Raw genomic sequence first — 24,592 nt, forward strand, 5'->3', positions numbered from 1 at the left:
GCTCAACGGCGAACTCCTGATCTGTTCCCGGAGCCCACCGCTCCCCTCACCGAGGAGACCCGCACCCGCATGACCAGGCATCGCGGTGGTTATGCCCTGCTGTCCGCGCTCGTCGCCGTGATCGTGGCCGTGTCCGCCGGGATCTACGCCGCCGCGGACGCGGGGACGGCCCGCCCGGACACCTTCGCCGCGCCCCCCGCCCCGCACAACCCGGCCCAGCCCGCCTCCACCGGCGTCTGGGCCACCACCTGGGCCGCCGCCCCGGACGGCGCCGAACCCGGCACCGGGACCCTCGGCACGGCCGGCCGCACCGTCCGCAACCTCGTGCACACCAGCGTCGGCGGCACCGGCGCCCGGGTCACCCTGTCCAACCTGTACGGCACCCGCCCGCTGACCGTCACCCACGCCACGCTCGCCGTCGCGGCCGCCGACGACAGCCCGGCGGCGGCCGCCGGCACCCTGCGCCGGCTCACCTTCGGCGGGGCCGGCACGGTCGTCGTGGCGCCGGGCGGGCAGACCGTCAGCGACACCGTCGCCGTGGCGCTGCCGGCCGACTCCGACGTCCTGGTCAGCGTCTACACGCCCACCTCGGCCGGACCGGTCACCTTCCACCGGCACGCCCGGCAGACCGGCTACACCGCCGACGGCGAGCACACCGAGGACACGACGGGCGCCGCGTTCACCGCGGCCGGCACGCACTGGCGGTATCTGACCGCGCTGGACGTGCTCGGGCCCGAGGCCGACGGCACCCTGGTCGCCCTCGGCGACTCCATCACCGACGGGATCACCGCCACCGAGGGCGCCGACCGCCGCTGGCCCGACATCCTCGCCGAACGGCTGCGCGCGGCCGCCGCCACCGGCGCGGACGTGCCCCGCTACGGCGTCGCCAACGAGGGCATCAGCGGCAACCAGGTCCTCGCCGACGGCCGGGAACGCGGCGGCCCCAGCGGGCTCTCCCGGCTCGACCGGGACGTCCTTGGCCGGACCAACGTCAAGGTCGTCGTGATCGACCTCGGCGTCAACGACATCCTGCGCAACCAGCGGCTCGCCGACCCCGACGCGATCGTGACCGGCCTGCGCGCCCTGGTCGAGCGGGCCCACGCGCGCGGCGTCCGGGTGATCGGCACCACGCTCACCCCGTTCGGCGGCCACCGCGGCTACAGCGGCGCCCGCGAGGCCGTGCGGCAGCGGGTCAACGCGGCGATCCGGGACGGCGGGGTGTTCGACGCCGTCGTCGACTTCGACAAGGCGCTCCGCGACCCCTACGACCCGCGCAGCCTGCGCCCGGAGTACGACTCCGGCGACCGTCTCCACCCCAGCGACCTGGGCTACCGCAGGCTGGCCGAGGCGATCGACCTCACGAAGCTGAAGGGCTCGACGACGGCCGCGCTCTGACAGCGTCAGGGACCCGGTCAGTCCTCGTAGCGCGGCTCGTGCCGCCGTTCCTCACGCCGGCCGCGCAGCAGGTCCTTGTGGCCCTCCAGCATCCGGCGGTGGGCCTGCTGGACGTCGTCGCGGAAGTCGGCGTGCAGCTCGCGCAGCGCCGCCTTGCGGTCCAGCTTGGCCTGCCGTCGCGCCGCCTTCGTCAGCTTGCGCTCGACACCGACCCCGCCCCAGAAGGCGAACCCGGTGACCACCACGCGCGGCGCGCCCGGGTCGCCCGGGATCCCGGCCTCCCGCTGGTCGAAGCCGCCCATGACCCCGATGCCGCGGACGACGACCTCCACGCCCGGCGGCACCACGATCTGCATCCCGCCCATGATGGCGACGCAGTTGATGACGACCTCGCCGTCGGCGAAGTTCGCCTCGCGCAGGTCGAGTTCACCGCCGCCCCAGAAGGCGAAGCAGTTGAACCGCCGGGGCACCGTCCAGCGGCCCCGGCGCTGGAAGCCCGACATGACGGCGACGGCCCAGGTCGAGGAGCCCTCGCCGCCCACGATCCGGCCGCTCCAGTCGCCGTCCCGGCCGCCGTCCACGGCCGCGTCCTTGTACAGCGAGACCACCGGCGGCGGGGTCACCCCGGGGGCCGGCAGATCGCGGGTGATCGGGGTCAACTCCCCGTAGGTGCGCGCCTGGTACGTCTGCTCCAGACGCTCCTCGAACTCGGACATGTCGAGCCGGCCCTCGGCGAGGGCGTCGCGCAGGATGTCGGCGACCCGCTCACGGTCGGCGTCGGAGGCGCGGAGGTCCGCACGTGCGTCGTCGCTCATGGAAGCAGCCTACGAGCTGGGAGCGCCGGGCACTACGGTCTGCCGCTCCGCCGGAGGTTCGGGCGCCCCGCCGGTCACCGACAGCACCCGTGCGATCACGGCCTCGATGTCGGGCTCGCGGACGGAGAGGTCCAGCAGCGGGTAGTCGGCGGCGATCCGGGCGACCAGCGGGGCCGCCGACTCCGACGCCGGGAACGCCAGCCACTGCCGGGGCCCGTCCACCTTCACCACCCGGGCCGCCGGGCCCGCGTCGATCGGCGGCAGCTCCCGCTCCAGGTCCACCACCAGGGTCCGTTCGGCGCCGCCCACCTCGTGCAGCCCGGTGAGCGCGCCGTCGTAGACCATCCGGCCGTGGTCGATGACCATGACCCGGGAGCAGAGCTGCTCGATGTCCTGGAGGTCATGGGTGGTGAGCAGCACCGTGGTGCCGCGCTCGGCGTTCAACTCCCGCAGGAACTCCCGCACCCGTGCCTTGGAGACCGTGTCGAGGCCGATCGTCGGCTCGTCCAGGTAGAGGACCTCCGGGTCGTGCAGCAGGGCCGCGACGATGTCGCCGCGCATCCGCTGCCCGAGCGAGAGCTGCCGCACCGGTACGTCCAACAGGGCGCCCAGGTCGAGGAGTTCGACGAGCCGGTCGAGGTTCTCGCGGTAACGGGCGTCGGGGATGCGGTACATGCGGTGCATCAGCCGGTACGAGTCGATCAGCGGCAGGTCCCACCACAGGGTCGTGCGCTGCCCGAACACCACCCCGATCCGGTGGGCCAGCCGGGTCCGTTCGCGCGACGGGTCGATGCCCGCCACCCGCAGCCGGCCGCCGCTCGGGGTGAGGATCCCGGTCAGCATCTTGACCGTGGTCGACTTCCCGGCGCCGTTCGGGCCGATGTAGCCGACCATCTCGCCGCGCGCCACGGTGAAGGAGATCGAGTCGACGGCCCGTACCCGGCGCACCTCCCGGCGCAGGAATCCGGTCCTGCGGCGCACGTCGAAGACCTTCTCGACCCGGTCCACCTCGATGAAGCCACGTTCCGGCATGCCAAACTCCCTTCAGCTCCCTGTGCTTCGGTACGACCTGAGCCCCGCCCGCCACGCCAGCCCGGCCAGCGCGCAGCAGCCCGCCGCGACCAGCGGGGGCGCGAACGCCGTCCACTGCGGCAGCCCCAACGGGTAGGGGCGGCCCAGCACATGGGCCGCCGGCACCCAGTTCACGAAGGCCAGCGGCACGATGAACGTCACCCCGCGCACCAACTCCTTGCCGAACACCGTCGGCGGGTACTGGAGCAGCGTCTGACCGCCGTAGGTGAACGCGGCCTGCGCCTCCGAGGCGTCCTGCGCCACGAACTGGAACGCGGCGCCCGCCACGAACACCGCGCCGAAGATCGCCGCCCCGCTGACCAGCGTCAGCGGCAGCAGCAGCACCTTGGCCGGCGTCCAGTCGACGTCGAGGGCGAGCAGCGCGTACCCCAGCACCAGCGCGCCCTGGGTGACCCGGCCGAGCCGGCGCAGCGCGAACCGGTCGGCGGCGGCCTGCGCCAGCACCGGCGCGGGACGCACCAGGAGGGTGTCCAGCGAGCCGTCCCGCACCCGCCGGCCCAGCCGCTCGGCCGAGCCGATCAGCAGGTCCGCGATCCCGAAGGAGGTCGCCGACAGCCCGTACAGGAACGCCACTTCGGGCAGCGTGTACCCGCCGAGCACGTCCACCTGCGCGAACATCAGCAGGATCGCGACGAAGTCCAGCCCGGTCACGACCAGTCCGCCCAGCGCCGTCAGCGCGAACGACACCCGGTAGGCCAGCGTGGAGCGGATCCACATGCCGGCGATCAGCCCGTAGGCGCGCACCCCCTCAAGCGCCCGCACCCCGTTCTCCCGCACCCCGTTCTCAGCCACCCTGGACCACCACCCGCCGGGTCGCCGCCGACTGCACCAGCCGGCCCACCGCGAGCAGCGCCACCGCCCACCCGGCCTGGAAGGCGAGCACGGACGCCCAGTCCGCCTCCCCCATCAGCAGATCCGCCGGCATCTGGAGCAGCGCCGCCCACGGCAGCAGCCGTACGACCTCCCCGAGCGCCCCCGGGAACGCGTTCAGCGGCAGCGCCATCCCGCCGCAGAACATGCCCGTGACCATCAGCACCTGCGAGGCGCCCGTGCCGTCCAGCAGCCAGAACGCGCTCAGCGCCACCAGGAAGCGGATCGCGAAGCTCACCACCATCGCCAGCACCACGGCGACCAGGAACAGCAGCCAGCGCACCGGATCGTCCGGCAGCGCCGTCGGGAAGAACAGCACCCCGAACGTGAACGGGATCACCCCCCGCCCGATGAGCTGGAAGAGCGAACGCCCCAAGTCGGCGGCCAGCCACCACACTTGGAGATCGGCCGGCCGGTACAGATCGGTCGCCACCTCGCCGGTGCGGATCCGCTCCATGAGTTCGGCCTCGAAACCGCCGCCCTGGATCGCCAGCGTCGCGTACAGCGCCTGCCCCAGCCAGACGAACGTCACCGCCTGCGCCTGGTCGTAGCCGCCCAGGTGAGGGCGCTCGTCCCACAGCGCGATGTACGTGTAGACGAGGATCAGCCCGAAGACGGTGTTGGTGAACACCCCCGCGGCCGTGGCCGCCCGATATGTCGCGTACCGTCTGAAACCCCCCGCCGCGACGGCCGTGTACAACCGCGCCGAACCCACCGCAACCTTCCTCCTCGCCCGCTGGTCTCCCTCTGCGACAGCGCGTGCGCGGAAAGACACGCACCCCACCGAAGACCCGAAAGACACCGAAGCGCAGGAGCCTAATGCGCGACCGCGGCGGCCTGCCACGCGTTTTCCCCGCAACGCGTGCCGCTCGCCGGGAACGGAACGCTTGGTGCGAGAGTCTTCAACAGGGGGCGCAGAACGCGTACGAGACGTACCGCACCGTACGAGACGTACGGGACGCACAACGCGAAACGGGAGTCCGAGCAGCACATGAGCGACGAGCCACAGCCGCAGCAGCCGACCGAGGGATCGGCACCGGGTGCGCCCGAGGCCGCGGGCACGAAGCCGAAGCGGGTCAGGCGCACCGGATGGCGGCGGCTGATCCCCACCTGGCGCATGGTGCTGAGCACCTTCGTCCTGGGCTGCCTGCTCCTCGCCGGCCTGTTCTTCCTCGGCTACTCCATGGTCAAGATCCCGCCGGCCAACGCGATCGCCACCAAGCAGTCCAACGTCTATCTGTACGCCGACGGCACCGAGATCGCCCGCGACGGCCAGATCAACCGCGAGTCCGTCGGCCTCTCGCAGATCTCCAAGGACGCCCAGCACGCCATCCTCGCCGCCGAGGACCGCGACTTCTACACCGAGTCCGCGATCGACCCCAAGGCCATGCTGCGCGCCGGCTGGAACACCGCCCTCGGCAAGGGCAAGCAGTCCGGCTCGACGATCACCCAGCAGTACGTCAAGAACTACTACCTCGCGCAGGAGCAGACCGTCACCCGCAAGGTGAAGGAGTTCTTCATCGCGATCAAGCTGGACCGCGAGAAGTCCAAGGCCGACATCCTGGAGGGCTACCTCAACACCAGCTACTTCGGCCGCAACGCCTACGGCATCCAGGCCGCCGCCAAGGCGTACTACGGCGTCGACGCGCTCGCGCTCACCCCCGCCCAGGGCGCCTATCTCGCCGCGCTCGTCAACGCGCCCAGCGAGTACGACGTGACCGCCCACCCCGAGAACAGGCGTGCCGCGGAAGCCCGTTGGAACTACGTCCTGGACGGCATGGTCACCAAGGGCTGGCTGACCGCCTCCGAGCGCGCGGGCATGAAGTTCCCCACGCCCAAGGAGACTTCGGGCGCCGACACCGGCATGTCCGGCCAGCGCGGCTACCTCGTCACCGCGATCAAGGACTATCTCAAGACCAACAAGATCGTCACCTCCGAGCAGTTGGAGGCCGGCGGCTACCGCATCACCACCACGCTGGAGCGCAAGAAGCAGAAGGCGTTCGTCAAGGCCGTCGACGACAAGCTGATGAGCAAGCTCGACAAGAAGAACCGCAAGGTCGACACGTACGTGCGCGCGGGCGGCGCCGCCGTCGACCCCAAGAACGGCGAGGTCCTCGCGCTCTACGGCGGCATCGACTACATCAAGCAGTACACGAACAACGCCACCCGCCGGGACTTCCAGGTCGGCTCCACCTTCAAGCCGTTCGTCCTCACCTCCGCCGTCGAGCACGGCTCGGAGACCCAGGACGGCCGCCCCATCACCCCCAACACGATCTACGACGGCACCAACAAGCGCCCCGTCCAGGGCTGGCCGGGCGGCGCCTACTCCCCCGCCAACGAGGACGACGTCAACTACGGCGACATCTCCGTGCGCACCGCCACCGACAAGTCCGTCAACTCGGTGTACGCGCAGATGGCCGTCGACGTCGGCCCCGAGAAGGTCAGGAAGACCGCCGTCGCCCTGGGCCTGCCCGCCGACACCCCCGACCTCCAGCCGTACCCCTCCATCGCCCTGGGCACGGCCACCGCCAGCGTCCTCGACATGGCCGAGGCGTACGCCACCCTCGCCAACCACGGCAAGCACGGCACGTACACGCTGGTCAAGAAGGTCACCAAGGACGGCGACTCGGTCGTCGACCTGCCCTCGCCGAAGTCCTCCCAGGTCATCAGCCGCGAGGCCGCCGACACCACCACCGCCGTCCTGCGCAGCGTCGTCCAGAACGGCACGGCGACCGCCGCCCAGGCCGCCGGACGCCCGGCCGCCGGCAAGACCGGCACCGCCGAGGAGGACCAGGCCGCCTGGTTCGCCGGCTACACCCCCGACCTCGCCACCGTCGTCGCCGTCATGGGCCAGGACCCCGAGACCGCCGCCCACAAGTCCCTCTACGGCGCCATGGGCCTGCCCCGGATCAACGGCGGCGGCGCGCCCACCGAGATCTGGGCCCAGTTCACCAAGGACGCCCTCAAGGGCACGCCCGCCACCGACTTCAGCCTCCAGCTCCAGGACGGCGCCGAGGAGTCCGCCTACCCGTCCGCGCCCCCGGCCTCGCAGTCGCCCAGCCAGAGCCCGGACGCCGACGCCACCACGGGCGGCCAGACCGACCAGGGGCAGACCACCGACGGCCAGACGCAGGGACAGACCCAGGGCCAGACCGGCGGCGCCACGGACGGCGGCACGCCCACCGCCAGCGCGGGCACCACCACGGGCGCCACCGACGGCTCCACCGCCGACGGCGGTACGGCGGCCGACGGCGGCACCACCGGCGGCCCCGGCTCCACCACCGACGGCGGCACCACGATCGAGGGCACGTCCGGCGGCCCCGGCGGCAACGGGGCGACGACGCTGGGGACGGGACCGCTGAGCGCCGTACGGGAGGAATGAGGCCGGGCCGGGGCCGCTCAGTGGCCGCCGGTCGCCTTGAGCCCGATCACGGCGACCAGCAGCAGGGCCACGAAGAAGATCCGCGCGGCGGTGGCCGGCTCACCCAGCACCACCATCCCGACCACCGCCGCCCCGGCCGCCCCGATCCCCACCCACACGCCGTAGGCCGTGCCGATGGGCAGCGAGCGCGTCGCGTACGACAGCAGCAGCATGCTCGCGACGATGCCGGCACCGGTGAACAGGCTGGGCACGAGCCGGGTGAAGCCGTCGGTGTACTTCATACCGACGGACCAGCCGACCTCCAGCAGACCGGCGACGACGAGCAGAACCCAGGCCATGGGGCACCTCCGGGACGGTTCGGAACGGGGTGCGTCGTCTTTGCGTCTGTCGTGTCGCTCGGCTACCCGGTACGGCGCGTCTCGTCGGGCTGGCTCCGCTTTCAACCTAGCAAAGAAAAGCCGTAGAGGCTGGTGACCATGGTCACCAGCCTCTACGGACGATCAGAACCGTCGATCCACAGGTTCTCGCAGGTCCTACAGATACAGCCCGGTGGTGTCCTCCGAGCCCTCGAAGCGGTCCGCGGCCACCGCGTGCAGATCGCGCTCCCGCATCAGCACGTAGGCCACGCCCCGCACCTCCACCTCGGCCCGGTCCTCCGGGTCGTACAGCACCCGGTCGCCCGGCTCGACGGTCCGCACGTTCTGCCCGACCGCGACGACCTCCGCCCAGGCCAGCCGACGGCCCACGGCCGCCGTCGCCGGGATCAGGATGCCGCCGCCGGAACGCCGCTCGCCCTCACTGGCGTCCTGCCGCACCAGCACCCGGTCGTGCAGCATCCGGATGGGCAGCTTGTCGTGCTGGGGACCGCTCTGCTCGCTTCTCTTACCGCTCACGCCTCGAACCTACCTGCCTTCGCCGTCCACGGACGCGCCGGGCCGACGCTCAGGACCTGCGGCGCCGGCCGCTCAGCGCGAGCAGCCCCACGACGCCGACGACGGCGAGCGCGACCGGCACGATCCGCTCCAGCCGGGGCGCGCCGTCCTCGTCCACGAACTTCGACCGTACGTCGGTGACGGCACGGTTGACCTGCACATAGGCGCGGCCGAGGGTGTGGTCGACGTTGGCGACGACCTTGGCCTTGGCGTCCCCGACGATGGTCTTCGGGTGCACCCGCACCCCGATCTCGTCCAGCGTCTCGGCCAGGGCCGTCCGGCGGGCCCTGATGTCCGCCTCGATCTGCGCCGGGGTTCTGGTGTCCGACGTGTCCGCCACGGTGGGGCCTCCGAAGTGAGCCGGTGCTTGTCTGCTGTCGGTTGTCTGTCCCGGACAGTCTGTCAGCTCTGCCCGCGATCGCACTGTCAGGACCCCCGGTTACGCTGGAGCGATGAGCGAGCGACTCCAGCCCGGGGACGTGGCCCCCGCCTTCACCCTCCCCGACGCCGACGGCAACGAGGTGTCCCTGTCGGACCACAAGGGCCGCAAGGTCATCGTCTACTTCTACCCCGCGGCCCTCACCCCGGGCTGCACCAAGCAGGCCTGCGACTTCACCGACAACCTCGACCTCCTGGCCGGCGCCGGGTACGACGTCATCGGCATCTCGCCCGACGCCCCCGAGAAGCTGGCCAAGTTCCGCGAGAAGGAGTCCCTGCGCGTCACCCTCCTCGCCGACCCCGACAAGACCGTCCTCGACGCGTACGCCGCGTTCGGCGAGAAGAAGAACTACGGCAAGACCTACCAGGGCGTCATCCGCTCCACGATCGTCGTCGACGAGGAGGGCAAGGTCGAACACGCCCTCTACAACGTCCGAGCAACCGGCCACGTGGCCAAGCTCATCAAGGACCTCTCCATCTGACCGCCCCCTTTCCCCCCAGAGAACGGCCCGCGCCCGGCACACACCGACGCGGGCCGCTCCCGTTCCCGGAGTGCCCCAACTGGCAGGCGCCGGCGCAGACGTGGTGTCACATGAAGTGAAGAGTTCCACTCGCCCGGTGAGGCGACGGGCCCGTACACTGAGGGCCGCCGGTCGAGCGCGATGACCGTTTTTGAGCGGCCGTGATGGAATTTGGCAGTCATGCTGGGTTTAGGTCCCAGTGGGTTAACACCCGTGTGGGTTCGAGTCCCACCGGCCGCACGCACGACACAGAAGGGCCGCCCCTCGGGGCGGCCCTTCCCCGTGTCGGCTCAGCTCAACAGCTCCCGGATCACCGGGACCAGGCCGCGGAAGGCCTTGCCTCGGTGGCTGATGGTGTTTTTTTCTGTGGGGGTCAGTTCGGCGCAGGTGCGGGTTTCGCCGTCGGGCTGGAGGATCGGGTCGTAGCCGAAGCCGTTGGTGCCCGTGGGGGTGTGGCGGAGGGTGCCGCGGAGGCGGCCCTCCACGACGCGTTCCGTGCCGTCCGGGAGGGCGAGGGCGGCCGCGCAGGCGAAGTGGGCGGCGCGGTGTTCCTCGGCGATGTCGGAGAGTTGGGCGAGGAGCAGGTCGAGGTTGGCCCGGTCGTCGCCGTGGGTGCCGGACCAGCGGGCGGAGAAGATGCCGGGGGCGCCGCCCAGGACGTCCACGCACAGGCCGGAGTCGTCGGCGACGGCCGGCAGGCCGGTGGCGCGGGCGAGGGCGTGGGCCTTGAGGAGCGCGTTCTCGGCGAAGGTGACGCCGGTTTCCTTGACGTCGGGGATCTCGGGGTAGGCGTCCGCGCCGACGAGGTCGTGGGGCAGACCTGCGTCGGCGAGGATCGACCTGAGTTCGGTGATCTTTCCGGCGTTGCGGGTGGCGAGGATCAGGCGGGTCATGGGGTTCAGTATCCCGCCCGGTCCCGTGCCCCGGCCCCCGCACCCCGGCCCCCGCGCCCCGGCGGCCCGTGTCCGTTACGGCGTGCAGACCTTCGTCAGTTCGCCCGCCGCGTCCGTGATCGGGCTGAGGTCGGGGGTGTTGTCGCCGTTCTGCACGGCCGTGCGGACGTTCGCGACGGCGTCCCCGAGGTTCTCGACCGCCTTGTTGACGTCGGCGTTGTCGGTCTTGTCGCCTATCTCGTCGAGGTTCTGGTCGATGGAGTTGAGGGACTCCTCGAGCTGGGTCGGGTCGTTCGAGGCGTTCTCGACGGCCTGTTGGAGGTCGGTGACGCTGTCGGCGATCGCGTCCGCGGTCTGGACGCAGTCCAGCGCCTTGCTGACGGCGTCGCAGCCGGTCACCGTGAGCCCCAGCGTGAGCGCGACGGCCGTGGCGGCGACCGCGGCGGTACGGCCGCCCCGGCGTCGGACCCGGCTCCCGAACTTGGCCATGGCTGTGTTCCTCCCTCTGTCAGGCCCCCAGGGAGGCCCCCCGTCGGCGTGCTGCCCTGCGTACTGGCCAAGACGCCGGGGCGCGCGCCGGGGTTGCCCCCGCGCGGCACCCTTCTTTGTGCGCTCTTTACTTTCCGAGGACGGTATCAAGCGCGGCCCGCTGGAGGGAGGCCAGTTCGGTGCATCCGGAGACGGCGAGGTCGAGCAGGGAGTCGAGTTCGTCGCGGGCGAAGGGCTCGGCCTCGGCGGTGCCCTGGACCTCGACGAAGCGGCCGTCGCCGGTGCAGACGACGTTCATGTCGGTGTCCGCCTTGACGTCCTCCTCGTAGCAGAGGTCGAGGAGGGGGACCCCGCCGACGATGCCGACGGAGACGGCGGAGACGGTCCCGGTGAGCGGCTGGCGGCCCGCCCGGATCAGCTTGCGGCCCTGGGCCCAGGTGACGGCGTCGGCGAGGGCGACGTAGGCGCCGGTGATGGCGGCGGTGCGGGTGCCGCCGTCGGCCTGGAGGACGTCGCAGTCGAGGACGATGGTGTTCTCGCCGAGCGCCTTGTAGTCGATGACGGCGCGCAGGGAGCGGCCGATCAGCCGGGAGATCTCGTGGGTGCGGCCGCCGATCTTGCCGCGGACGGACTCGCGGTCGCCGCGGGTGTTGGTGGCGCGGGGCAGCATGGAGTACTCGGCGGTGACCCAGCCTTCGCCGCTGCCCTTGCGCCAGCGCGGGACGCCCTCGGTGACGGAGGCGGTGCAGAAGACCTTGGTGTCGCCGAAGGAGACGAGGACGGAGCCTTCGGCGTGCTTGCTCCAGCCGCGTTCGATGGTGACGGGGCGGAGCTGTTCGGGGGTGCGGCCGTCGATGCGTGACATGGCGTCGAGCCTAGCCGCAGGAACGGAAGGGGCTCCTCCCCGGTCGGGAAGGAGCCCCTTCGAGTGAGCCCCCTGGACTCACACCCGGCTCACACCGGCTCACACCGACTCGCGCCGGTTCACATCATGTCTTCGATCTCCGCGGCGATGGGGTCCGCGTCGGTGCCGATGACGACCTGGACGGCGGTGCCCATCCGGACGACGCCGTGGGCGCCCGCGGCCTTGAGGGCGGCTTCGTCGACCAGGTCGGGGTTGGAGACCTCGGTGCGCAGGCGCGTGATGCAGCCCTCGATCTCTTCGATGTTGTCGAGTCCGCCGAGCCCGGCGACGATCTTCTCAGCCTTGCTGGCCATGTTCGGTCTCCCTGAATTCCCTGGTGCGAACCGCTTTGTCGCAGTAACCCACAGTTGGCCCAACTTCGCGAGCGGTCCTGTCGTGTGTACCGAAGGATGGCGACACGACGGCGGAACCGTCCCCGCGACTGGTCTACACCACCGGGCGGACGGTCGCCAAGCCAGCTTCCCCCGCGGAAGGATGCGGATGAGTGCCGACAGTGCGGTGAGTCCCGCCCGGGCCCGATGGAACTCCCTGTTCCAGGGGTTGCAGAAGATGGGCCGCAGTCTTCAGCTCCCGATCGCCGTGCTGCCCGCGGCCGGCATCCTCAACCGACTGGGGCAGCCGGACGTGTTCGGGGACGACGGTCTGGGCTGGACGGACATCTCGAAGGTGATGGCCGGCGCGGGCGGCGCGCTGCTCAACTCGGAGCTGGGCCTGCCGATGCTGTTCTGCGTGGGCGTGGCCATCGGCATGGCGAAGAAGGCGGACGGCTCGACCGCGCTGGCGGCGGTGGCCGGATTCCTCGTCTACTACACGGTGTTGCGGCAGTTCCCGGAGGACTGCCCCTCGGGGTCGGAGGCGATCCCGAACATCGGCTGCATGGCGACGGTCGACCAGACCGTGGTGGCGTTCACCTATCAGAACCCCGGGGTCTTCGGCGGCATCGTGATGGGTCTGCTGTCGGCGTTCTTCTGGCAGCGCTACCACCGCACCAAGCTGGTGGACTGGCTGGGCTTCTTCAACGGGCGGCGGCTGGTGCCGATCATCATGTCGTTCGTGGCGATCGGCTTCGCGGCGCTGTGTCTGTGGGTGTGGCCGCCGATCGGTGACGGTCTGGAGAGCTTCAGCGACTGGCTGAGCGATCTGGGCGCCTGGGGTGCGGGCATCTTCGGTCTGGCGAACCGGGCGCTGCTGGTGATCGGTCTGCACCAGTTCCTGAACGTGCCCATCTGGTTCCAGTTCGGCAGCTACACCAAGCCGGACGGCACGGTGGTGCACGGTGACATCAACATGTTCCTGGCGGGCGACCCGGACGCGGGACAGTTCACCTCGGGCTTCTTCCCGATCATGATGTTCGCGCTCCCGGCGGCGGCGCTGGCGATCACCCACTGCGCGCGTGCGAACCGGCGCAAGGAGGTCGGCGGGCTGATGCTGTCGGTGGCGCTGACGTCGTTCGTCACCGGGATCACCGAGCCGATCGAGTACTCGTTCCTGTTCGTGGCGCCGCTGCTGTACGTGGTGCACGCGGTGCTGACGGGTGTGTCCATGGCGGTGACCTGGGGGCTCGGGGTGCACGACGGGTTCAGCTTCTCGGCCGGTCTGATCGACTACGTCATCAACTGGAACCTGGCGACGAAGCCGTGGGCGATCATTCCGATCGGGCTGTGCTTCGCGGCGGTGTACTACGTCATCTTCCGTTTCGCGATCACCCGGTTCGATCTGAAGACACCGGGGCGGGAGCCGGAGGAGGAGCACGAGGACGTCACCAAGGCCTGACGCCGTACGGCTTCGAAGGCCCCCGGAGCGTGATTCCGGGGGCCTTCGGCGTGCCCCGGGCATTCCGGGCGAACGTCCAAGATCCGGTCCAAGATCGGGCACGGAGTGTAGTGCTCCGGTTGCAGATCTGACGGGTTCCTTATATCGCCTTCACCGTGCTAGAACATGGTCTACACCACTCAGGGATTGGTGTAGACCAGCACCGATGGAGGAAGTCTATGAGCACCGCCACAGCGCCACCGGCGGCCCCTGCGAAGAAGTGGGGATCCGGCCTTTTCCAGGGCCTCCAGAAGGTCGGCCGCAGCCTCCAGCTCCCGATCGCCGTACTGCCGGCGGCGGGCCTGCTGCTGCGTCTCGGCCAGCCCGATGTGTTCGGCAAGGACGGTCTGGGCTGGGGCAAGGTCGCGGACGTGTTCGCCACCGCCGGCGACGCGGTCTTCGCCAACCTGCCGCTGCTGTTCTGTGTCGGCATCGCGATCGGCTTCGCCAAGAAGGCCGACGGCTCGACGGCGCTGGCCGCCCTGGTCGGGTTCCTGGTCTACAAGAACGTGCTGACCGCGTTCCCGATCAGCGAGGCGAAGGTCACCGAGGGCGCGGACGTCGCCGCCACCTACAACGACCCCAAGGTGCTCGGCGGCATCGTCATGGGTCTGATAGCCGCCGTCACCTGGCAGCGCTTCCACCGCACCAAGCTCCCCGACTGGCTGGGCTTCTTCAACGGCCGCCGTCTGGTGCCGATCCTGATGGCCTTCATCGGCACCGCCGTCGGCGTCTTCTTCGGTCTGGTGTGGGAGCCGATCGGTGACGTGATCACCAACTTCGGCGAGTGGATGACCGGCCTCGGCGCCGTCGGCGCGGGCATCTTCGGCGCCATCAACCGCGCGCTGCTCCCGGTCGGCATGCACCAGTTCGTCAACACGGTGGCCTGGCAGGAGATCGGCTCCTTCAAGGACGCCTCCGGTGCGGTGTGGCACGGCGACCTGCCGCGCTTCTTCCACGGCGACCCGACCGCCGGCCAGTTCATGACCGGCTTCTTCCCGATCATGATGTTCGCGCTGCCGGCCGCCGCCCTGGCGATCACGCACGCGGCCCGTCCCGAGCGCCGCAAGGCCGTCGGCGGCATGATGATCTCCCTCGCGCTGACCTCGTTCGTCACCGGCATCACCGAGCCGATCGAGTTCGCGTTCATGTTCATCGCCCCGGCGCTGTACGTGATCCACGCCCTGCTCACGGCGCTCTCGATGGCCGTCACCTGGGCGCTGGGCGTGCACCACGGCTTCAGCTTCTCGGCCGGTGCGATCGACTACTTCCTCAACTGGAACCTCGCCACCAAGCCCTGGCTGATCATCCCGATCGGTCTGGTCTTCGCGGCGATCTACTACTCGGTCTTCCGCTTCGCGATCACCAAGTGGAACATCCCCACCCCGGGCCGTGAGCCCGAGGAGGAGGTCGAGGACCTCACCAAGGCGTGAGTCCTCGCGTGCCTCCCCGCACGCACGACGAAGGCCCCCGGAGCGATCCGGGGGCCTTTCTCATGCCGTATGCCGTACGGCGGTCAGATCTCGTACGTCACCCTCGGCCTCGCCAGTTCCACCGGGCCCGCGTAGACCGCTCGCGCGTCGGTGAGGTTGATCTCGGGGTCGGTCCACGGGGGGATGTGGGTGAGGACCAGGCGCCGGGCGCCGGCCCGGGTCGCCGTCTCGCCCGCCTCGCGGCCGTTGAGGTGCAGGTCGGGGATGTTCTCCTTGCCGTGCGTGAAGGCGGCCTCGCACAGGAACAGGTCGGTGTCGCGGGCGAGTTCCTCCAGCGCGGGGCTCGGACCGGTGTCACCGGAGTAGGTGAGCGAGCGGCCGCCGTGTTCGACGCGGATGCCGTACGCCTCCACCGGGTGCGCGACGCGTTCGGTGTGGACCGTGAACGGGCCGACGTCGAAGGTGGAGGGTTTGACCGTGTGGAAGTCGAAGACCTCGCTCATGGAGGAGGCCGAGGGGGTGTCGGCGTAGGCGGTGGTCAGCCGGTGCTCCGTGCCCTCGGGTCCGTAGACCGGGATCGGGGCGCAGCGGCCGCCGTCGTGCCGGTAGTAGCGCGCCACGAAGTACGCGCACATGTCGATGCAGTGGTCGGCGTGCAGATGACTCAGGAAGATCGCGTCGAGGTCGTAGAGACCGCAGTGGCGCTGCAACTCGCCCAGGGCGCCGTTGCCCATGTCGAGAAGCAACCTGAAGCCGTCGGCCTCGACGAGGTAGCTCGAGCAGGCCGATTCCGCGGACGGGAACGACCCCGAGCAGCCGACGACGGTGAGCTTCATAAAGCAGAAACCTCCGCTGGCGGGAAATCGAGAGATGGGGGGCGACGGGGGTCGTGCGGTTCGTCGAGCGTAAGGCGCGAAACGCCGGGTCGCTCCTCCGCCAAGGGCTGTTGTGGGCGAACTCACCTGTGCTGTCACCGGTTCGGCTGGAACCGGGGCGCGGCGTGGAACATGAGGGCGCGCGTGGTCAGAAGTAGGCGCGCGTCGCCGTGCGCGCGCCGGTAACGTCGTCCTCATGGACACGTCCTGGTGGCTGGCGCTCGCGGCGGTGGTACTGCTGGCGCTCGTCGCCGCGCTCGTGGACGGCTGGGGGCGCGGCCGTCGTCCGGCGGGGCGCAGGTCCCGGCCGCCGGGACGGGCACCGGGCCGGCCCAGGGGCAGGGCGCCCTCCCGGCCGAGGGGCAGGGCTCGGGGTGCGGTGGGGCGGCCGCAGCCGGCGGAGATCTGGTGGGCCGACGTGCCGTTCGAGGACGGGCCGGGGGCCAAGGACCGGCCGTGTCTGGTGCTGGGGGTGCGGGGCGACCGGGCGACGGTCGCGAAGATCACCAGTAAGTACCGCGACGAGCGGGCCGGGGTGATCCCGCTGCCGCCGGGTGCCGTCGGTGACGCGCAGGGGCGGCCGAGTTTCCTGGAGACCGACGAGCTGCGGCAGGTTCCGCTGGGCGGATTCCGGCGCCGGGTGGGGGTGGTGGACCCGGTCCTGTGGGACCAGGTCCGTCACCTCGCGACGTAGTTCCGGCCGGGCTCAGGCCCAGAGCTGGCCCTGGAGGGTCGCGATGGCGTCCTCCGTGGTGGGGGCCGTGTAGACGCCGGTCGACAGGTACTTCCAGCCGCCGTCGGCGACCACGAACACGATGTCGGCGCTCTCGCCGGCCTGGACGGCCTTGCGGCCGACGCCGATCGCGGCGTGCAGGGCGGCGCCGGTGGAGACGCCGGCGAAGATGCCCTCCTGCTGGAGCAGCTCACGGGTGCGTGTGACCGCGTCCGCCGAGCCGACCGAGAAGCGGGTGGTGAGGACGGAGGCGTCGTACAGCTCGGGGACGAAGCCCTCGTCGAGGTTGCGCAGACCGTAGACCAGGTCGTCGTAGCGCGGCTCGGCGGCGACGATCTTGACGTCCGGCTTGTGTTCGCGCAGGTAGCGGCCGACGCCCATGAGGGTGCCGGTGGTGCCGAGGCCGGCCACGAAGTGGGTGACGGACGGCAGGTCGGCGAGGATCTCCGGGCCGGTGGTGGCGTAGTGCGCGCCGGCGTTGTCGAGGTTGCCGTACTGGTAGAGCATCACCCAGTCGGGGTGCTCGGCGGCGAGTTCCTTGGCGACGCGCACGGCGGTGTTGGAGCCGCCGGCGGCCGGGGAGGAGATGATCTCGGCGCCCCACATGGCGAGCAGGTCCCGGCGCTCCTGCGAGGTGTTCTCGGGCATCACGCAGACGATGCGGTAGCCCTTGAGCTTGGCGGCCATGGCGAGGGAGATGCCGGTGTTGCCGCTCGTCGGTTCGAGGATGGTGCAGCCGGGGGTGAGCCGGCCGTCCTTCTCCGCCTGCTCGACCATGTGCAGGGCGGGGCGGTCCTTGACCGAGCCGGTGGGGTTGCGGTCCTCCAGCTTCGCCCAGATACGGACGTCGGGGGACGGCGAGATCCGCGGCAGGCGCACCAGAGGGGTGTTGCCCACCGCGGCCAGCGGGGAGTCGTAACGCATCGTCGGTCAGCGGGCCTAGGCCATGCCGCCGGCCACGGCCGGCAGGATCGTCACGGTGTCGCCGTCGGTCAGCTTGGTGTCGATGCCGTCGACGAAGCGGACGTCCTCGTCGTTGAGGTAGACGTTGACGAAGCGGCGCAGCTTGCCGTCGTCCACGATCCGGGCGTGGATGCCCGCATGCCGGGTCTCGAGGTCGGTGAACAGATCGGCGAGGGTCTCGCCGCTGCCCTCCACCGCCTTCTGACCGTCGGTGTACTGGCGGAGGATGGTGGGGATGCGGACCTCGATGGCCATGGTTGCGGACTCCTGTCGGGTGGGTCGGGTCTGTGGATGCGCGGCGGCGGCACACGCGCCGCGGCTCACGGCCGTACGGCGGCAGGGAACGTCAACAGATGGCGCTGTTCAGCCTGCACAGGTCGACGTGCAGCCGCGCCACGAGCACGGTGCCCGGCGCCTTCTCGCTCACGTCGTTCAGAACCATGGGCTCATCGTATCGATTCCCGGCCCGGGTCCCGAGATGTGATCTCGCATGCTGGATGAATACCGCCCGGGGAGCGAGATCGGCGCGACATCGGCACCCGAGATCAGTAGGAGTCCACGACCTTGACCTCCTCCTCGGTGACCTCCCCTTCCACGATCCGGAACGAGCGGAACTGGAAGTCGCCGCCGCCGTCGGTGTCGGCGGTCGAGACGAGGACGTAGTGGGCGCCGGGCTCGTTGGCGTAGGAGATGTCGGTGCGGGAGGGGTACGCCTCGGTGGCGGTGTGGGAGTGGTAGACGATCACCGGCTCCTCGTCCCGGTCGTCCATGTCCCGGTAGAGCCGCAGCAGGTCACCGGAGTCGAACTCGTAGAACGTCGGCGACATGGCGGCGTTCAGCATCGGGATGAACCGCACGGGCCGGTCCGACCCCGCCGGCCCCGCGACGACGCCGCACGCCTCGTCGGGATGGTCCTTGCGAGCGTGGGCGACGATCTGGTCGACGAGCTCCTGGGTGATGGTCAGCATGCCGGCCAGGATAAGCAGAGGGACCGCCCCGTACCGAGGCGCGGTACGGGGCGGTCCACATCGCAGACAGTCAGGAGGGTCAGCCGACCTTCTCCAGCTCCGGGTCCGGGCCCGTCGGGGCGGCCGGGGTCCGGTTCTTCAGGATCGTCCAGCCGACGGCGAGGGCCGCCGCCCAGCCCGCCATGACGTACAGACAGACGCGGGAGTCGCGGTCGTAGGCGATCAGGCAGGTGACGAAGAGGAGGAAGGCGATGGCGATCCAACTGCACACCGCGCCGCCGGGGGCCGGGAAGGAGGAGGCGGGGAGGCGGCCCGCGACGACCGCGCGGCGGTAGAGGACGTGGCTGATCAGGATCATCAGCCAGGTCCAGATGCCGGCCGCGGTGGCGACGGAGGTGACGTAGCCGAACGCCTTGTCCGGGACGATGTAGTTGAGGACGACGCCGATGCCCATGAAGAGGACCGAGACCGTGATGCCGAAGGCGGGCGTCTTCGTGGCGGAGAGCTTCTTGAAGGCCGCCGGGGCCTCGCCGCTGTCGGCCAGGTTGCGCAGCATCCGGCCCGTCGAGTACATGCCGGAGTTGCAGGAGGACAGGGCGGCGGTGAGGACCACGAAGTTGACGATGGCCGCGCCGGCCGGGATGCCGATCTTGGCGAAGGCGGCGACGAACGGGCTCACGCCGGGCGCGAACTCGGTCCACTTGACCACGCAGAGGATGACGGTGAGCGCGCCGACGTAGAACAGCGCGATCCGCCACGGAAGCGTGTTGATGGCCTTGGGGAGGGTCTTCTCGGGGTCCTCGGACTCACCGGCGGTCACACCGACCAGCTCGACGGCGAGGTAGGCGAACATCACGCCCTGGAGCGTCATCAGGGACGAGCCGACGCCCTTGGGGAAGAAGCCGTCGAAGGCCCACAGGTTGGAGACGGCGGCGGTGTCGCCGGCCGAGCTGAAGCCGAAGGTCAGGACGCCGAGGCCGATCACGATCATGCCGATGAGCGCGGTGACCTTGACCATCGAGAACCAGAACTCCAGCTCCCCGAAGACCTTCACCGAGATCAGGTTGACCCCGAAGAGGATCACCAGGAAGACCAGGGCGGTCACCCACTGGGGGATGTCCGGGAACCAGTAGTGGACGTAGATGGCGGCGGCGGTCAGCTCGGCCATGCCGGTGACCACCCACATCAGCCAGTACGTCCAGCCGGTGAAGTAGCCGAAGAACGGGCCGAGGAACTCGCGCGAGTACTCCGCGAAGGAACCCGAGACCGGGCGGTACAGCAGCAGCTCGCCGAGCGCCCGCATGATGAAGAAGACGATCGCGCCCGCGAGGGCGTACATCAGGATGAGGCTGGGACCGGCCTTGGCGATGTTCGCCCCGGCTCCCAGGAAGAGGCCGACGCCGATGGCGCCGCCGATCGCGATCATCTGGACCTGACGGCTGCCGAGGCCGCGCTCGTATCCCTCTTCGGACGTCTGACCGGACGTCCCTCCGGACGTCTTCTCCGTGTCGACCTGAGCGGAGGTCATGTGGTGGTGCGCCTTTCTCCATGCCGACCCGGGCCTCTCGTCGGCCTCGGATCGGGTTTCGATCCCCCCGGATTGATGGAGCGATGCCTGGCCGGCGGTCACCGGCTCGGTGGCGCACCCGGCGGAACAGTGGGTGGTGTTCGCCGGGCGGTCGTGAAGATTTATCACGGCCGCAACAAGGCCCGAGGGCACGACATGTGGCCCGGACCACAAGAAAAAGGGGATGAACGAAGAACAAAGAGGACACTCCCGGCGATCACGGTGACGTGATCGTTATCCGGATTTGAGTGTCCTCTGAGCGAACGAAGTGCTAGGGCGGACGCCGTACGTACTACGGCATAAGGGTCGTCACCAGGGTCTCCTGGAGCCCTCCGAGCCACAGGTACGCCATCACCATCGGCTTGCGCGGATCGTCGTCCGGCAGCCGGTAGAGCACGTCGGTGTCGTCCTCGTCGCCGATGTCCAGCCGGGCGCCGATCGCGAGCCGCAGGTCGTTGAGCGCGCCGAGCCACTGCCGGGAGTCCTGCGGGGTCAGCTCCAGCACGGCGCCGCCGTCACCGCTCGCGTCCAGGGCGAGGGCGTCCAGCGAGCGGACCACCGCGAGGGCGCTCTCCCGCTTGCCGGCCCGCAGGTCGTTCTCGGTGTAGCGGCGGAACTCGGCCGAGTGCTCCTTCTGCTCGTCCGCCTCCTTCGGCCCCGGCGTGCCCTCGGGGTCGGTGTACGCGTCCGGGAAGAGCCGGCGCAGCACCGGGTCGGCCGGCGGCTCGGTCGGACCGTCGGCGAACAGCTCCGCGAGCGGGTCGTCCGGGGCGTCCTCGGCGGGGCCGGGTCCGATCAGCTCCAGGAGCTGCACGGCCAGCGAGCGGATGATGGAGATCTCGACGTCGTCGAGCGCGACGGCCGCGCCGCCGCCGGGGAGCGGTTCGAAGTGTCCAGGCATCAGTGAGGAGGCTACTTCCGGTCCTGCTGGAGGGTGGCCCACAGTCCGTAGCCGTGCATGGCCTGCACGTCGCGTTCCATCTCCTCGCGGCTTCCGCTGGAGACGACCGCGCGGCCCTTGTGGTGGACGTCGAGCATGAGCTTGGTGGCCTTGTCCTTGGAGTAGCCGAAGTACGTCTGGAAGACGTACGTCACGTAGCTCATCAGGTTGACCGGGTCGTTGTGGACGATCGTGACCCAGGGGACGTCCGGCTCGGGGACGGCGAAGACCTCCTCCGCCGATTCGGTCCGTTCGATCTCCAGGGGCGCGGGTGACGTCACACGGCCCATGCTGCCACGCCACAGGGAAATCGTCACACTGACGAAAATAGGCTACGATGCTTGCCATGAACACAGCGGACCTTGGGCTGCCGGTGGATGTTCCCTCTACGGCGCTCTTCACTGACCAGTACGAGCTGACCATGCTGCAAGCCGCGCTGAAGGCCGGCACGGCCGAGCGGCGCAGCGTGTTCGAGGTCTTCACCCGGCGGCTGCCGGAGGGACGGCGCTACGGCGTGCTCGCGGGCACCGGGCGGGTCCTGGACGCCGTCGAGAACTTCCGCTTCGACGCGGACGTCCTCGGCTTCCTGCGCGAGCGGGGGATCGTCGACGAGGAGACCCTCGACTGGCTCGCCGGATACCGCTTCTCGGGTGACATCTGGGGCTACCCCGAGGGCGAGGTCTACTTCCCCGGCTCCCCCGTCCTGCGGGTCGAGGGCTCCTTCGCCGAGTGCGTGCTGCTGGAGACCGTGATCCTGTCGATCCTCAACCACGACTCCGCGATCGCGGCCGCCGCGTCCCGGATGTCCTCGGCCGCCGGTGACCGGCCGCTGATCGAGATGGGCGCCCGCCGCACCCATGAGCTGGCCGCGGTCGCCGCCGCCCGCGCCGCCTACATCGGCGGCTTCACCACCACCTCCGACCTGGCGGCCGGCTTCCGCTACGGCATCCCCACCGTGGGCACCAGCGCCCACGCCTTCACCCTGCTGCACGACACCGAGCGGGACGCCTTCCGCGCCCAGGTGGACTCGCTGGGCGAGGGCACCACCCTGCTGGTGGACACCTACGACGTCGCCGAGGCGGTCCGTACGGCGGTGGAGGTGGCCGGGCCCGGGCTGGGCGCGGTCCGCATCGACTCCGGGGACCTGCTGCTCGTCGCGCACCGGGTGCGCCAGCAGCTCGACGCGCTGGGCGCGACGGGGACCCGGATCATCGTCACCTCCGACCTCGACGAGTACGCCATCGCCTCGCTGGCCGCGGCGCCGGTGGACGCGTACGGCGTCGGCACCCAGCTCGTGACCGGGTCCGGGCACCCGACCTGCTCGATGGTCTACAAGCTGGTCGCGCGCGCCGAGTCCGCCGACCCGAAGGCACCGCTGGTGCCGGTGGCGAAGAAGTCGACCGGCGGGAAGACCTCCGTCGGCGGCCGCAAGTGGGCCGCGCGGCGGCGGGACGCGGACGGGGTCGCCGAGGCCGAGGTCGTCGGCACCGGGGCGGTGCCCGCCGCGCTGGCCGACGATCAGCTCCTGGTGGAGCTGGTCAAGGGCGGCGAGGTCGTCGCCCGCGAGCCCCTGGACACGGTCCGCGACCGCCACCGGGCCGCTCGCGCGAACCTCCCGCTGTCCGCGACCCAGCTCTCCCGAGGCGAACCGGTCCTCCCGACCGAGTACGTCCACGTACGGCCATGACGTCCGGCCCGATGCGAACGTCCCGCCGTCCGCCCGGCGGGGCACGGCGGGCCGGGGACAGACTTCCGTGCGGGGCGCACCCGGGCCCGCGCCCGGTACCGCCGACGGGCCCCTCCCGGCAGCGGGAGAGCGCGCCGAGCATCCCCGGACGGGCCCGCCTGCGAAGGCCGAGCCCGGTGCGGAGGTCGCGCCGTCCGCCCGGCGGGGCGCCACGGACCGGGAGCCGGCTCTCGTACGGGGCACACCCCGGCCCGCGCCCGGAACCGCCGACGAACCCCGCTGGGCGGCGGCGGGAGAGCGTGCCAGGCGTCCCCGGACAGGCCCGACGGCGTCCGCGACGGGCCCCGGGACGCGCCCGCCTGCGAAGGCCGAGCCCGGTGCGAAGGTCCCGCCGTCCGCCCGGCGGGGCGCCACGGACCGGGAGCCGGCTCTCGTACGGGGCACACCCCGGCCCGCGCCCGGAACCGCCGACGAACCCCGCTGGGCGGCGGCGGGAGAGCGTGCCAGGCGTCCCCGGACAGGCCCGACGGCGTCCGCGACGGGCCCCGGGACGCGCCCGCCTGCGAAGGCCGAGCCCGGTGCGAAGGTCCCGCCGTCCGCCCGGCGGGGCGCCACGGACCGGGAGCCGGCTCTCGTACGGGGCACACCCGGGCCTGCGCCCGCAACCGCCCACGGGTCCCTCCCGGCGGCGGGAGAGCGTGCCCGGCGTCCCCGGACCGGCCCGACGGCGTCCCCTGCGGGCTCCGGGACGTGTCCGTCTCTCGGCCCGGACCGGGACGCCCCCTCCCGTACAGGCCGGGAACTCTCTAGGCTTGTTCACTTCAACCATCGTCGAAGGACACCGCCCATGCGCCGCGCCTTGATCGTCGTAGACGTGCAGAACGACTTCTGCGAGGGAGGCAGTCTCGCGGTGTCCGGGGGTGCCGACGTGGCCGCCGCGATCACCGAGCTGATCGGGCAGGCCCCCGCCGGATACCGGCACGTGGTGGCCACCCGGGACCACCACATCGCCCCCGGCGGACACTTCGCCGACAACCCGGACTTCGTCCACTCCTGGCCCGCGCACTGCGTCGCCGGCACCGAGGGCGTCGGGTTCCACCCGAACTTCGCGCCCGCGGTCGCCTCCGGCGCCGTCGACGCCGTCTTCGACAAGGGCGCCTACTCGGCCGCGTACAGCGGTTTCGAGGGCACCGACGAGAACGGCGTGGCGCTGGGCGACTGGCTGCGGGAGCGCGGGATCGACGAGGTGGACGTGGTCGGCATCGCCACCGACCACTGTGTGCGCGCCACCGCCCTGGACGCGGCCCGCGAGGGCTTCCGCACCCAGGTCCTGCTGGACCTCACGGCCGGGGTGGCCGAGGAGACCACCGAGCGGGCCCTGGAGGAGCTGCGCGAGGCGGGTGTCGCCCTGTCGGGCAAGCCGGTCGTCTGACCGCCGGGCCCGCCGGTCGGACGACCGTGGGGCCTACGCCGCCGCCGGGCGCAGGAGGGCGCGGATCGGGCGCCACAGCTCCGGGGCCGTGGGGGCGACCCGGAGGTCGGGGGTCGTGCGCCATATCAGGCCGTCCGGATGGTGCAGGACGGCGGTGATCTCGTCCGGGGTCGGCGGGGCCGCGTTGCCGCGGAGGTAGACGGCGCGCAGGCCGAGGTTGCGGAGCCTGGTCAGGGCCCGTGCCCGGTTGTGCGCGTGCACCAGCACCCGGACCCCGTGGGCGGGGTCGGCGGCGGTCGGGCGGGGCAGGTTCAGGGCCACCACCACCCGTCCGTCCGGCAGCTTGCAGAAGCCTCCTGTGGCCATGCGGTCACACCCCCGTGTTCGTCGGTGCCGGGGCCGGTGCCCAGGCCGATGTCAATAAGAGAGC

General features: G+C 71.0%; 28 protein-coding genes and 1 tRNA gene. 9 read left to right on the forward strand and 20 right to left on the reverse strand.

The features are described 5' to 3' along the window. The first annotated feature begins 69 nt into the window (after positions 1-69). Entirely contained in the window at positions 70-1,395 is a 1,326-nt protein-coding gene (locus tag G6W55_RS09970) for an SGNH/GDSL hydrolase family protein (protein ID WP_175520432.1), read from the forward strand. Between the two features lie 17 nt (positions 1,396-1,412). Here the strand turns inward: G6W55_RS09970 and G6W55_RS09975 are convergent, their stop codons facing one another. The 4 genes from G6W55_RS09975 to G6W55_RS09990 all read right to left on the reverse strand — a co-directional run bounded on the left by G6W55_RS09975 (position 1,413) and on the right by G6W55_RS09990 (position 4,887). Next, positions 1,413-2,210 (reverse strand): DUF1707 domain-containing protein, encoded by a 798-nt coding sequence (locus G6W55_RS09975; protein WP_175520433.1) that lies wholly within the window; start codon positions 2,208-2,210, stop codon positions 1,413-1,415. A gap of 9 nt (positions 2,211-2,219) precedes the next feature. After that, a complete protein-coding gene (locus G6W55_RS09980) occupies positions 2,220-3,242 on the reverse strand; it encodes an ATP-binding cassette domain-containing protein (protein ID WP_244368460.1) in 1,023 nt (340 codons plus the stop codon). Positions 3,243-3,254: 12 nt separating this feature from the next. Next, positions 3,255-4,019: an ABC transporter permease gene (locus G6W55_RS09985; protein WP_175520512.1), complete on the reverse strand. Its 765-nt coding sequence runs from the start codon at positions 4,017-4,019 to the stop codon at positions 3,255-3,257. 67 nt (positions 4,020-4,086) lie between these two features. Further along, the gene (locus G6W55_RS09990) at positions 4,087-4,887 is read right to left on the reverse strand and encodes an ABC-2 family transporter protein (protein ID WP_175520434.1); all 801 of its coding nucleotides are present in this window, start codon (positions 4,885-4,887) and stop codon (positions 4,087-4,089) included. Between the two features lie 276 nt (positions 4,888-5,163). On the opposite strand from G6W55_RS09990, the gene G6W55_RS09995 reads away from it, so the two are divergent. Continuing rightward, the gene (locus G6W55_RS09995) at positions 5,164-7,554 is read left to right on the forward strand and encodes a transglycosylase domain-containing protein (RefSeq protein WP_175520435.1); all 2,391 of its coding nucleotides are present in this window, start codon (positions 5,164-5,166) and stop codon (positions 7,552-7,554) included. A gap of 17 nt (positions 7,555-7,571) precedes the next feature. Here the strand turns inward: G6W55_RS09995 and sugE are convergent, their stop codons facing one another. The 3 genes from sugE to G6W55_RS10010 all read right to left on the reverse strand — a co-directional run bounded on the left by sugE (position 7,572) and on the right by G6W55_RS10010 (position 8,826). After that, entirely contained in the window at positions 7,572-7,892 is a 321-nt protein-coding gene (sugE, locus tag G6W55_RS10000; protein ID WP_030780191.1) for a quaternary ammonium compound efflux SMR transporter SugE, read from the reverse strand. Between the two features lie 195 nt (positions 7,893-8,087). Next, on the reverse strand, positions 8,088-8,390 hold the full coding sequence (locus G6W55_RS10005; protein ID WP_179123375.1) for a co-chaperone GroES: 303 nt from the start codon (positions 8,388-8,390) through the stop codon (positions 8,088-8,090). A gap of 106 nt (positions 8,391-8,496) precedes the next feature. Beyond that, a complete protein-coding gene (locus tag G6W55_RS10010) occupies positions 8,497-8,826 on the reverse strand; it encodes a DUF3618 domain-containing protein (protein WP_175520436.1) in 330 nt (109 codons plus the stop codon). 112 nt (positions 8,827-8,938) lie between these two features. On the opposite strand from G6W55_RS10010, the gene bcp reads away from it, so the two are divergent. Both bcp and G6W55_RS10020 read left to right on the forward strand, forming a co-directional pair. Next, positions 8,939-9,406 carry a thioredoxin-dependent thiol peroxidase gene (bcp, locus tag G6W55_RS10015; RefSeq protein ID WP_175520437.1) on the forward strand — a complete coding sequence of 156 codons (468 nt, stop codon included), beginning with the start codon at positions 8,939-8,941 and terminating at the stop codon, positions 9,404-9,406. Positions 9,407-9,600: 194 nt separating this feature from the next. Next, positions 9,601-9,685, forward strand: a tRNA-Leu gene (locus tag G6W55_RS10020). Positions 9,686-9,735: 50 nt separating this feature from the next. On the opposite strand, the gene rdgB is transcribed toward G6W55_RS10020, so the two are convergent. The 4 genes from rdgB to G6W55_RS10040 all read right to left on the reverse strand — a co-directional run bounded on the left by rdgB (position 9,736) and on the right by G6W55_RS10040 (position 12,045). Further along, positions 9,736-10,338, reverse strand: a complete 603-nt coding sequence (gene rdgB, locus G6W55_RS10025; RefSeq protein ID WP_175520438.1) for an RdgB/HAM1 family non-canonical purine NTP pyrophosphatase — start codon at positions 10,336-10,338, stop codon at positions 9,736-9,738. A gap of 75 nt (positions 10,339-10,413) precedes the next feature. Beyond that, positions 10,414-10,827 (reverse strand): hypothetical protein, encoded by a 414-nt coding sequence (locus G6W55_RS10030; RefSeq protein ID WP_175520439.1) that lies wholly within the window; start codon positions 10,825-10,827, stop codon positions 10,414-10,416. Between the two features lie 127 nt (positions 10,828-10,954). Beyond that, complete coding sequence (gene rph, locus G6W55_RS10035; protein ID WP_175520440.1) at positions 10,955-11,692, reverse strand: ribonuclease PH; 738 nt, start codon at positions 11,690-11,692, stop codon at positions 10,955-10,957. Between the two features lie 119 nt (positions 11,693-11,811). Next, positions 11,812-12,045, reverse strand: a complete 234-nt coding sequence (locus G6W55_RS10040; protein ID WP_030780209.1) for a glucose PTS transporter subunit EIIB — start codon at positions 12,043-12,045, stop codon at positions 11,812-11,814. Between the two features lie 187 nt (positions 12,046-12,232). On the opposite strand from G6W55_RS10040, the gene G6W55_RS10045 reads away from it, so the two are divergent. Together G6W55_RS10045 and G6W55_RS10050 are read left to right on the forward strand one after the other, a co-directional pair. Further along, the gene (locus G6W55_RS10045) at positions 12,233-13,525 is read left to right on the forward strand and encodes a PTS transporter subunit EIIC (RefSeq protein WP_175520441.1); all 1,293 of its coding nucleotides are present in this window, start codon (positions 12,233-12,235) and stop codon (positions 13,523-13,525) included. A 218-nt stretch (positions 13,526-13,743) separates the two neighbouring features. Continuing rightward, positions 13,744-14,997: a PTS transporter subunit EIIC gene (locus G6W55_RS10050; protein WP_175520442.1), complete on the forward strand. Its 1,254-nt coding sequence runs from the start codon at positions 13,744-13,746 to the stop codon at positions 14,995-14,997. A gap of 83 nt (positions 14,998-15,080) precedes the next feature. On the opposite strand, the gene G6W55_RS10055 is transcribed toward G6W55_RS10050, so the two are convergent. Further along, on the reverse strand, positions 15,081-15,833 hold the full coding sequence (locus G6W55_RS10055; RefSeq protein WP_175520443.1) for an MBL fold metallo-hydrolase: 753 nt from the start codon (positions 15,831-15,833) through the stop codon (positions 15,081-15,083). A gap of 235 nt (positions 15,834-16,068) precedes the next feature. Between G6W55_RS10055 and G6W55_RS10060 the strand changes: the two genes are divergently transcribed. Continuing rightward, the gene (locus G6W55_RS10060) at positions 16,069-16,566 is read left to right on the forward strand and encodes a type II toxin-antitoxin system PemK/MazF family toxin (protein ID WP_175520444.1); all 498 of its coding nucleotides are present in this window, start codon (positions 16,069-16,071) and stop codon (positions 16,564-16,566) included. A 12-nt stretch (positions 16,567-16,578) separates the two neighbouring features. Here the strand turns inward: G6W55_RS10060 and G6W55_RS10065 are convergent, their stop codons facing one another. The 7 genes from G6W55_RS10065 to clpS form a co-directional block, all read right to left on the reverse strand. Beyond that, positions 16,579-17,529: a PLP-dependent cysteine synthase family protein gene (locus G6W55_RS10065; protein WP_175520445.1), complete on the reverse strand. Its 951-nt coding sequence runs from the start codon at positions 17,527-17,529 to the stop codon at positions 16,579-16,581. Between the two features lie 15 nt (positions 17,530-17,544). Continuing rightward, a complete protein-coding gene (locus G6W55_RS10070; RefSeq protein ID WP_057574449.1) occupies positions 17,545-17,823 on the reverse strand; it encodes a MoaD/ThiS family protein in 279 nt (92 codons plus the stop codon). Between the two features lie 91 nt (positions 17,824-17,914). Beyond that, a complete protein-coding gene (locus G6W55_RS39530; RefSeq protein WP_323181625.1) occupies positions 17,915-18,010 on the reverse strand; it encodes a putative leader peptide in 96 nt (31 codons plus the stop codon). Between the two features lie 103 nt (positions 18,011-18,113). Further along, positions 18,114-18,536, reverse strand: coding sequence for a Mov34/MPN/PAD-1 family protein (locus G6W55_RS10075; RefSeq protein WP_175520446.1), 423 nt, complete (start codon positions 18,534-18,536; stop codon positions 18,114-18,116). Positions 18,537-18,615: 79 nt separating this feature from the next. Further along, on the reverse strand, positions 18,616-20,064 hold the full coding sequence (locus G6W55_RS10080) for an amino acid permease (RefSeq protein ID WP_175520447.1): 1,449 nt from the start codon (positions 20,062-20,064) through the stop codon (positions 18,616-18,618). Positions 20,065-20,395: 331 nt separating this feature from the next. Beyond that, complete coding sequence (locus G6W55_RS10085; RefSeq protein ID WP_175520448.1) at positions 20,396-21,004, reverse strand: DUF2017 domain-containing protein; 609 nt, start codon at positions 21,002-21,004, stop codon at positions 20,396-20,398. A gap of 11 nt (positions 21,005-21,015) precedes the next feature. Further along, positions 21,016-21,333, reverse strand: coding sequence for an ATP-dependent Clp protease adapter ClpS (clpS, locus tag G6W55_RS10090; protein WP_030780237.1), 318 nt, complete (start codon positions 21,331-21,333; stop codon positions 21,016-21,018). Positions 21,334-21,389: 56 nt separating this feature from the next. Here clpS and G6W55_RS10095 point away from each other — a divergent pair, with 56 nt between their 5' ends. Together G6W55_RS10095 and G6W55_RS10100 are read left to right on the forward strand one after the other, a co-directional pair. Beyond that, the gene (locus tag G6W55_RS10095) at positions 21,390-22,730 is read left to right on the forward strand and encodes a nicotinate phosphoribosyltransferase (protein ID WP_175520449.1); all 1,341 of its coding nucleotides are present in this window, start codon (positions 21,390-21,392) and stop codon (positions 22,728-22,730) included. An 847-nt stretch (positions 22,731-23,577) separates the two neighbouring features. Continuing rightward, on the forward strand, positions 23,578-24,162 hold the full coding sequence (locus G6W55_RS10100; RefSeq protein WP_030780261.1) for a nicotinamidase: 585 nt from the start codon (positions 23,578-23,580) through the stop codon (positions 24,160-24,162). Positions 24,163-24,195: 33 nt separating this feature from the next. Here the strand turns inward: G6W55_RS10100 and G6W55_RS10105 are convergent, their stop codons facing one another. Beyond that, positions 24,196-24,528 (reverse strand): hypothetical protein, encoded by a 333-nt coding sequence (locus G6W55_RS10105; protein WP_175520450.1) that lies wholly within the window; start codon positions 24,526-24,528, stop codon positions 24,196-24,198. Between the last annotated feature and the right edge of the window lie 64 nt (positions 24,529-24,592).

The organism is Streptomyces sp. CAI-85 (assembly GCF_013363615.1).
GTDB classification, from domain to species: domain Bacteria; phylum Actinomycetota; class Actinomycetes; order Streptomycetales; family Streptomycetaceae; genus Streptomyces; species Streptomyces antibioticus_B.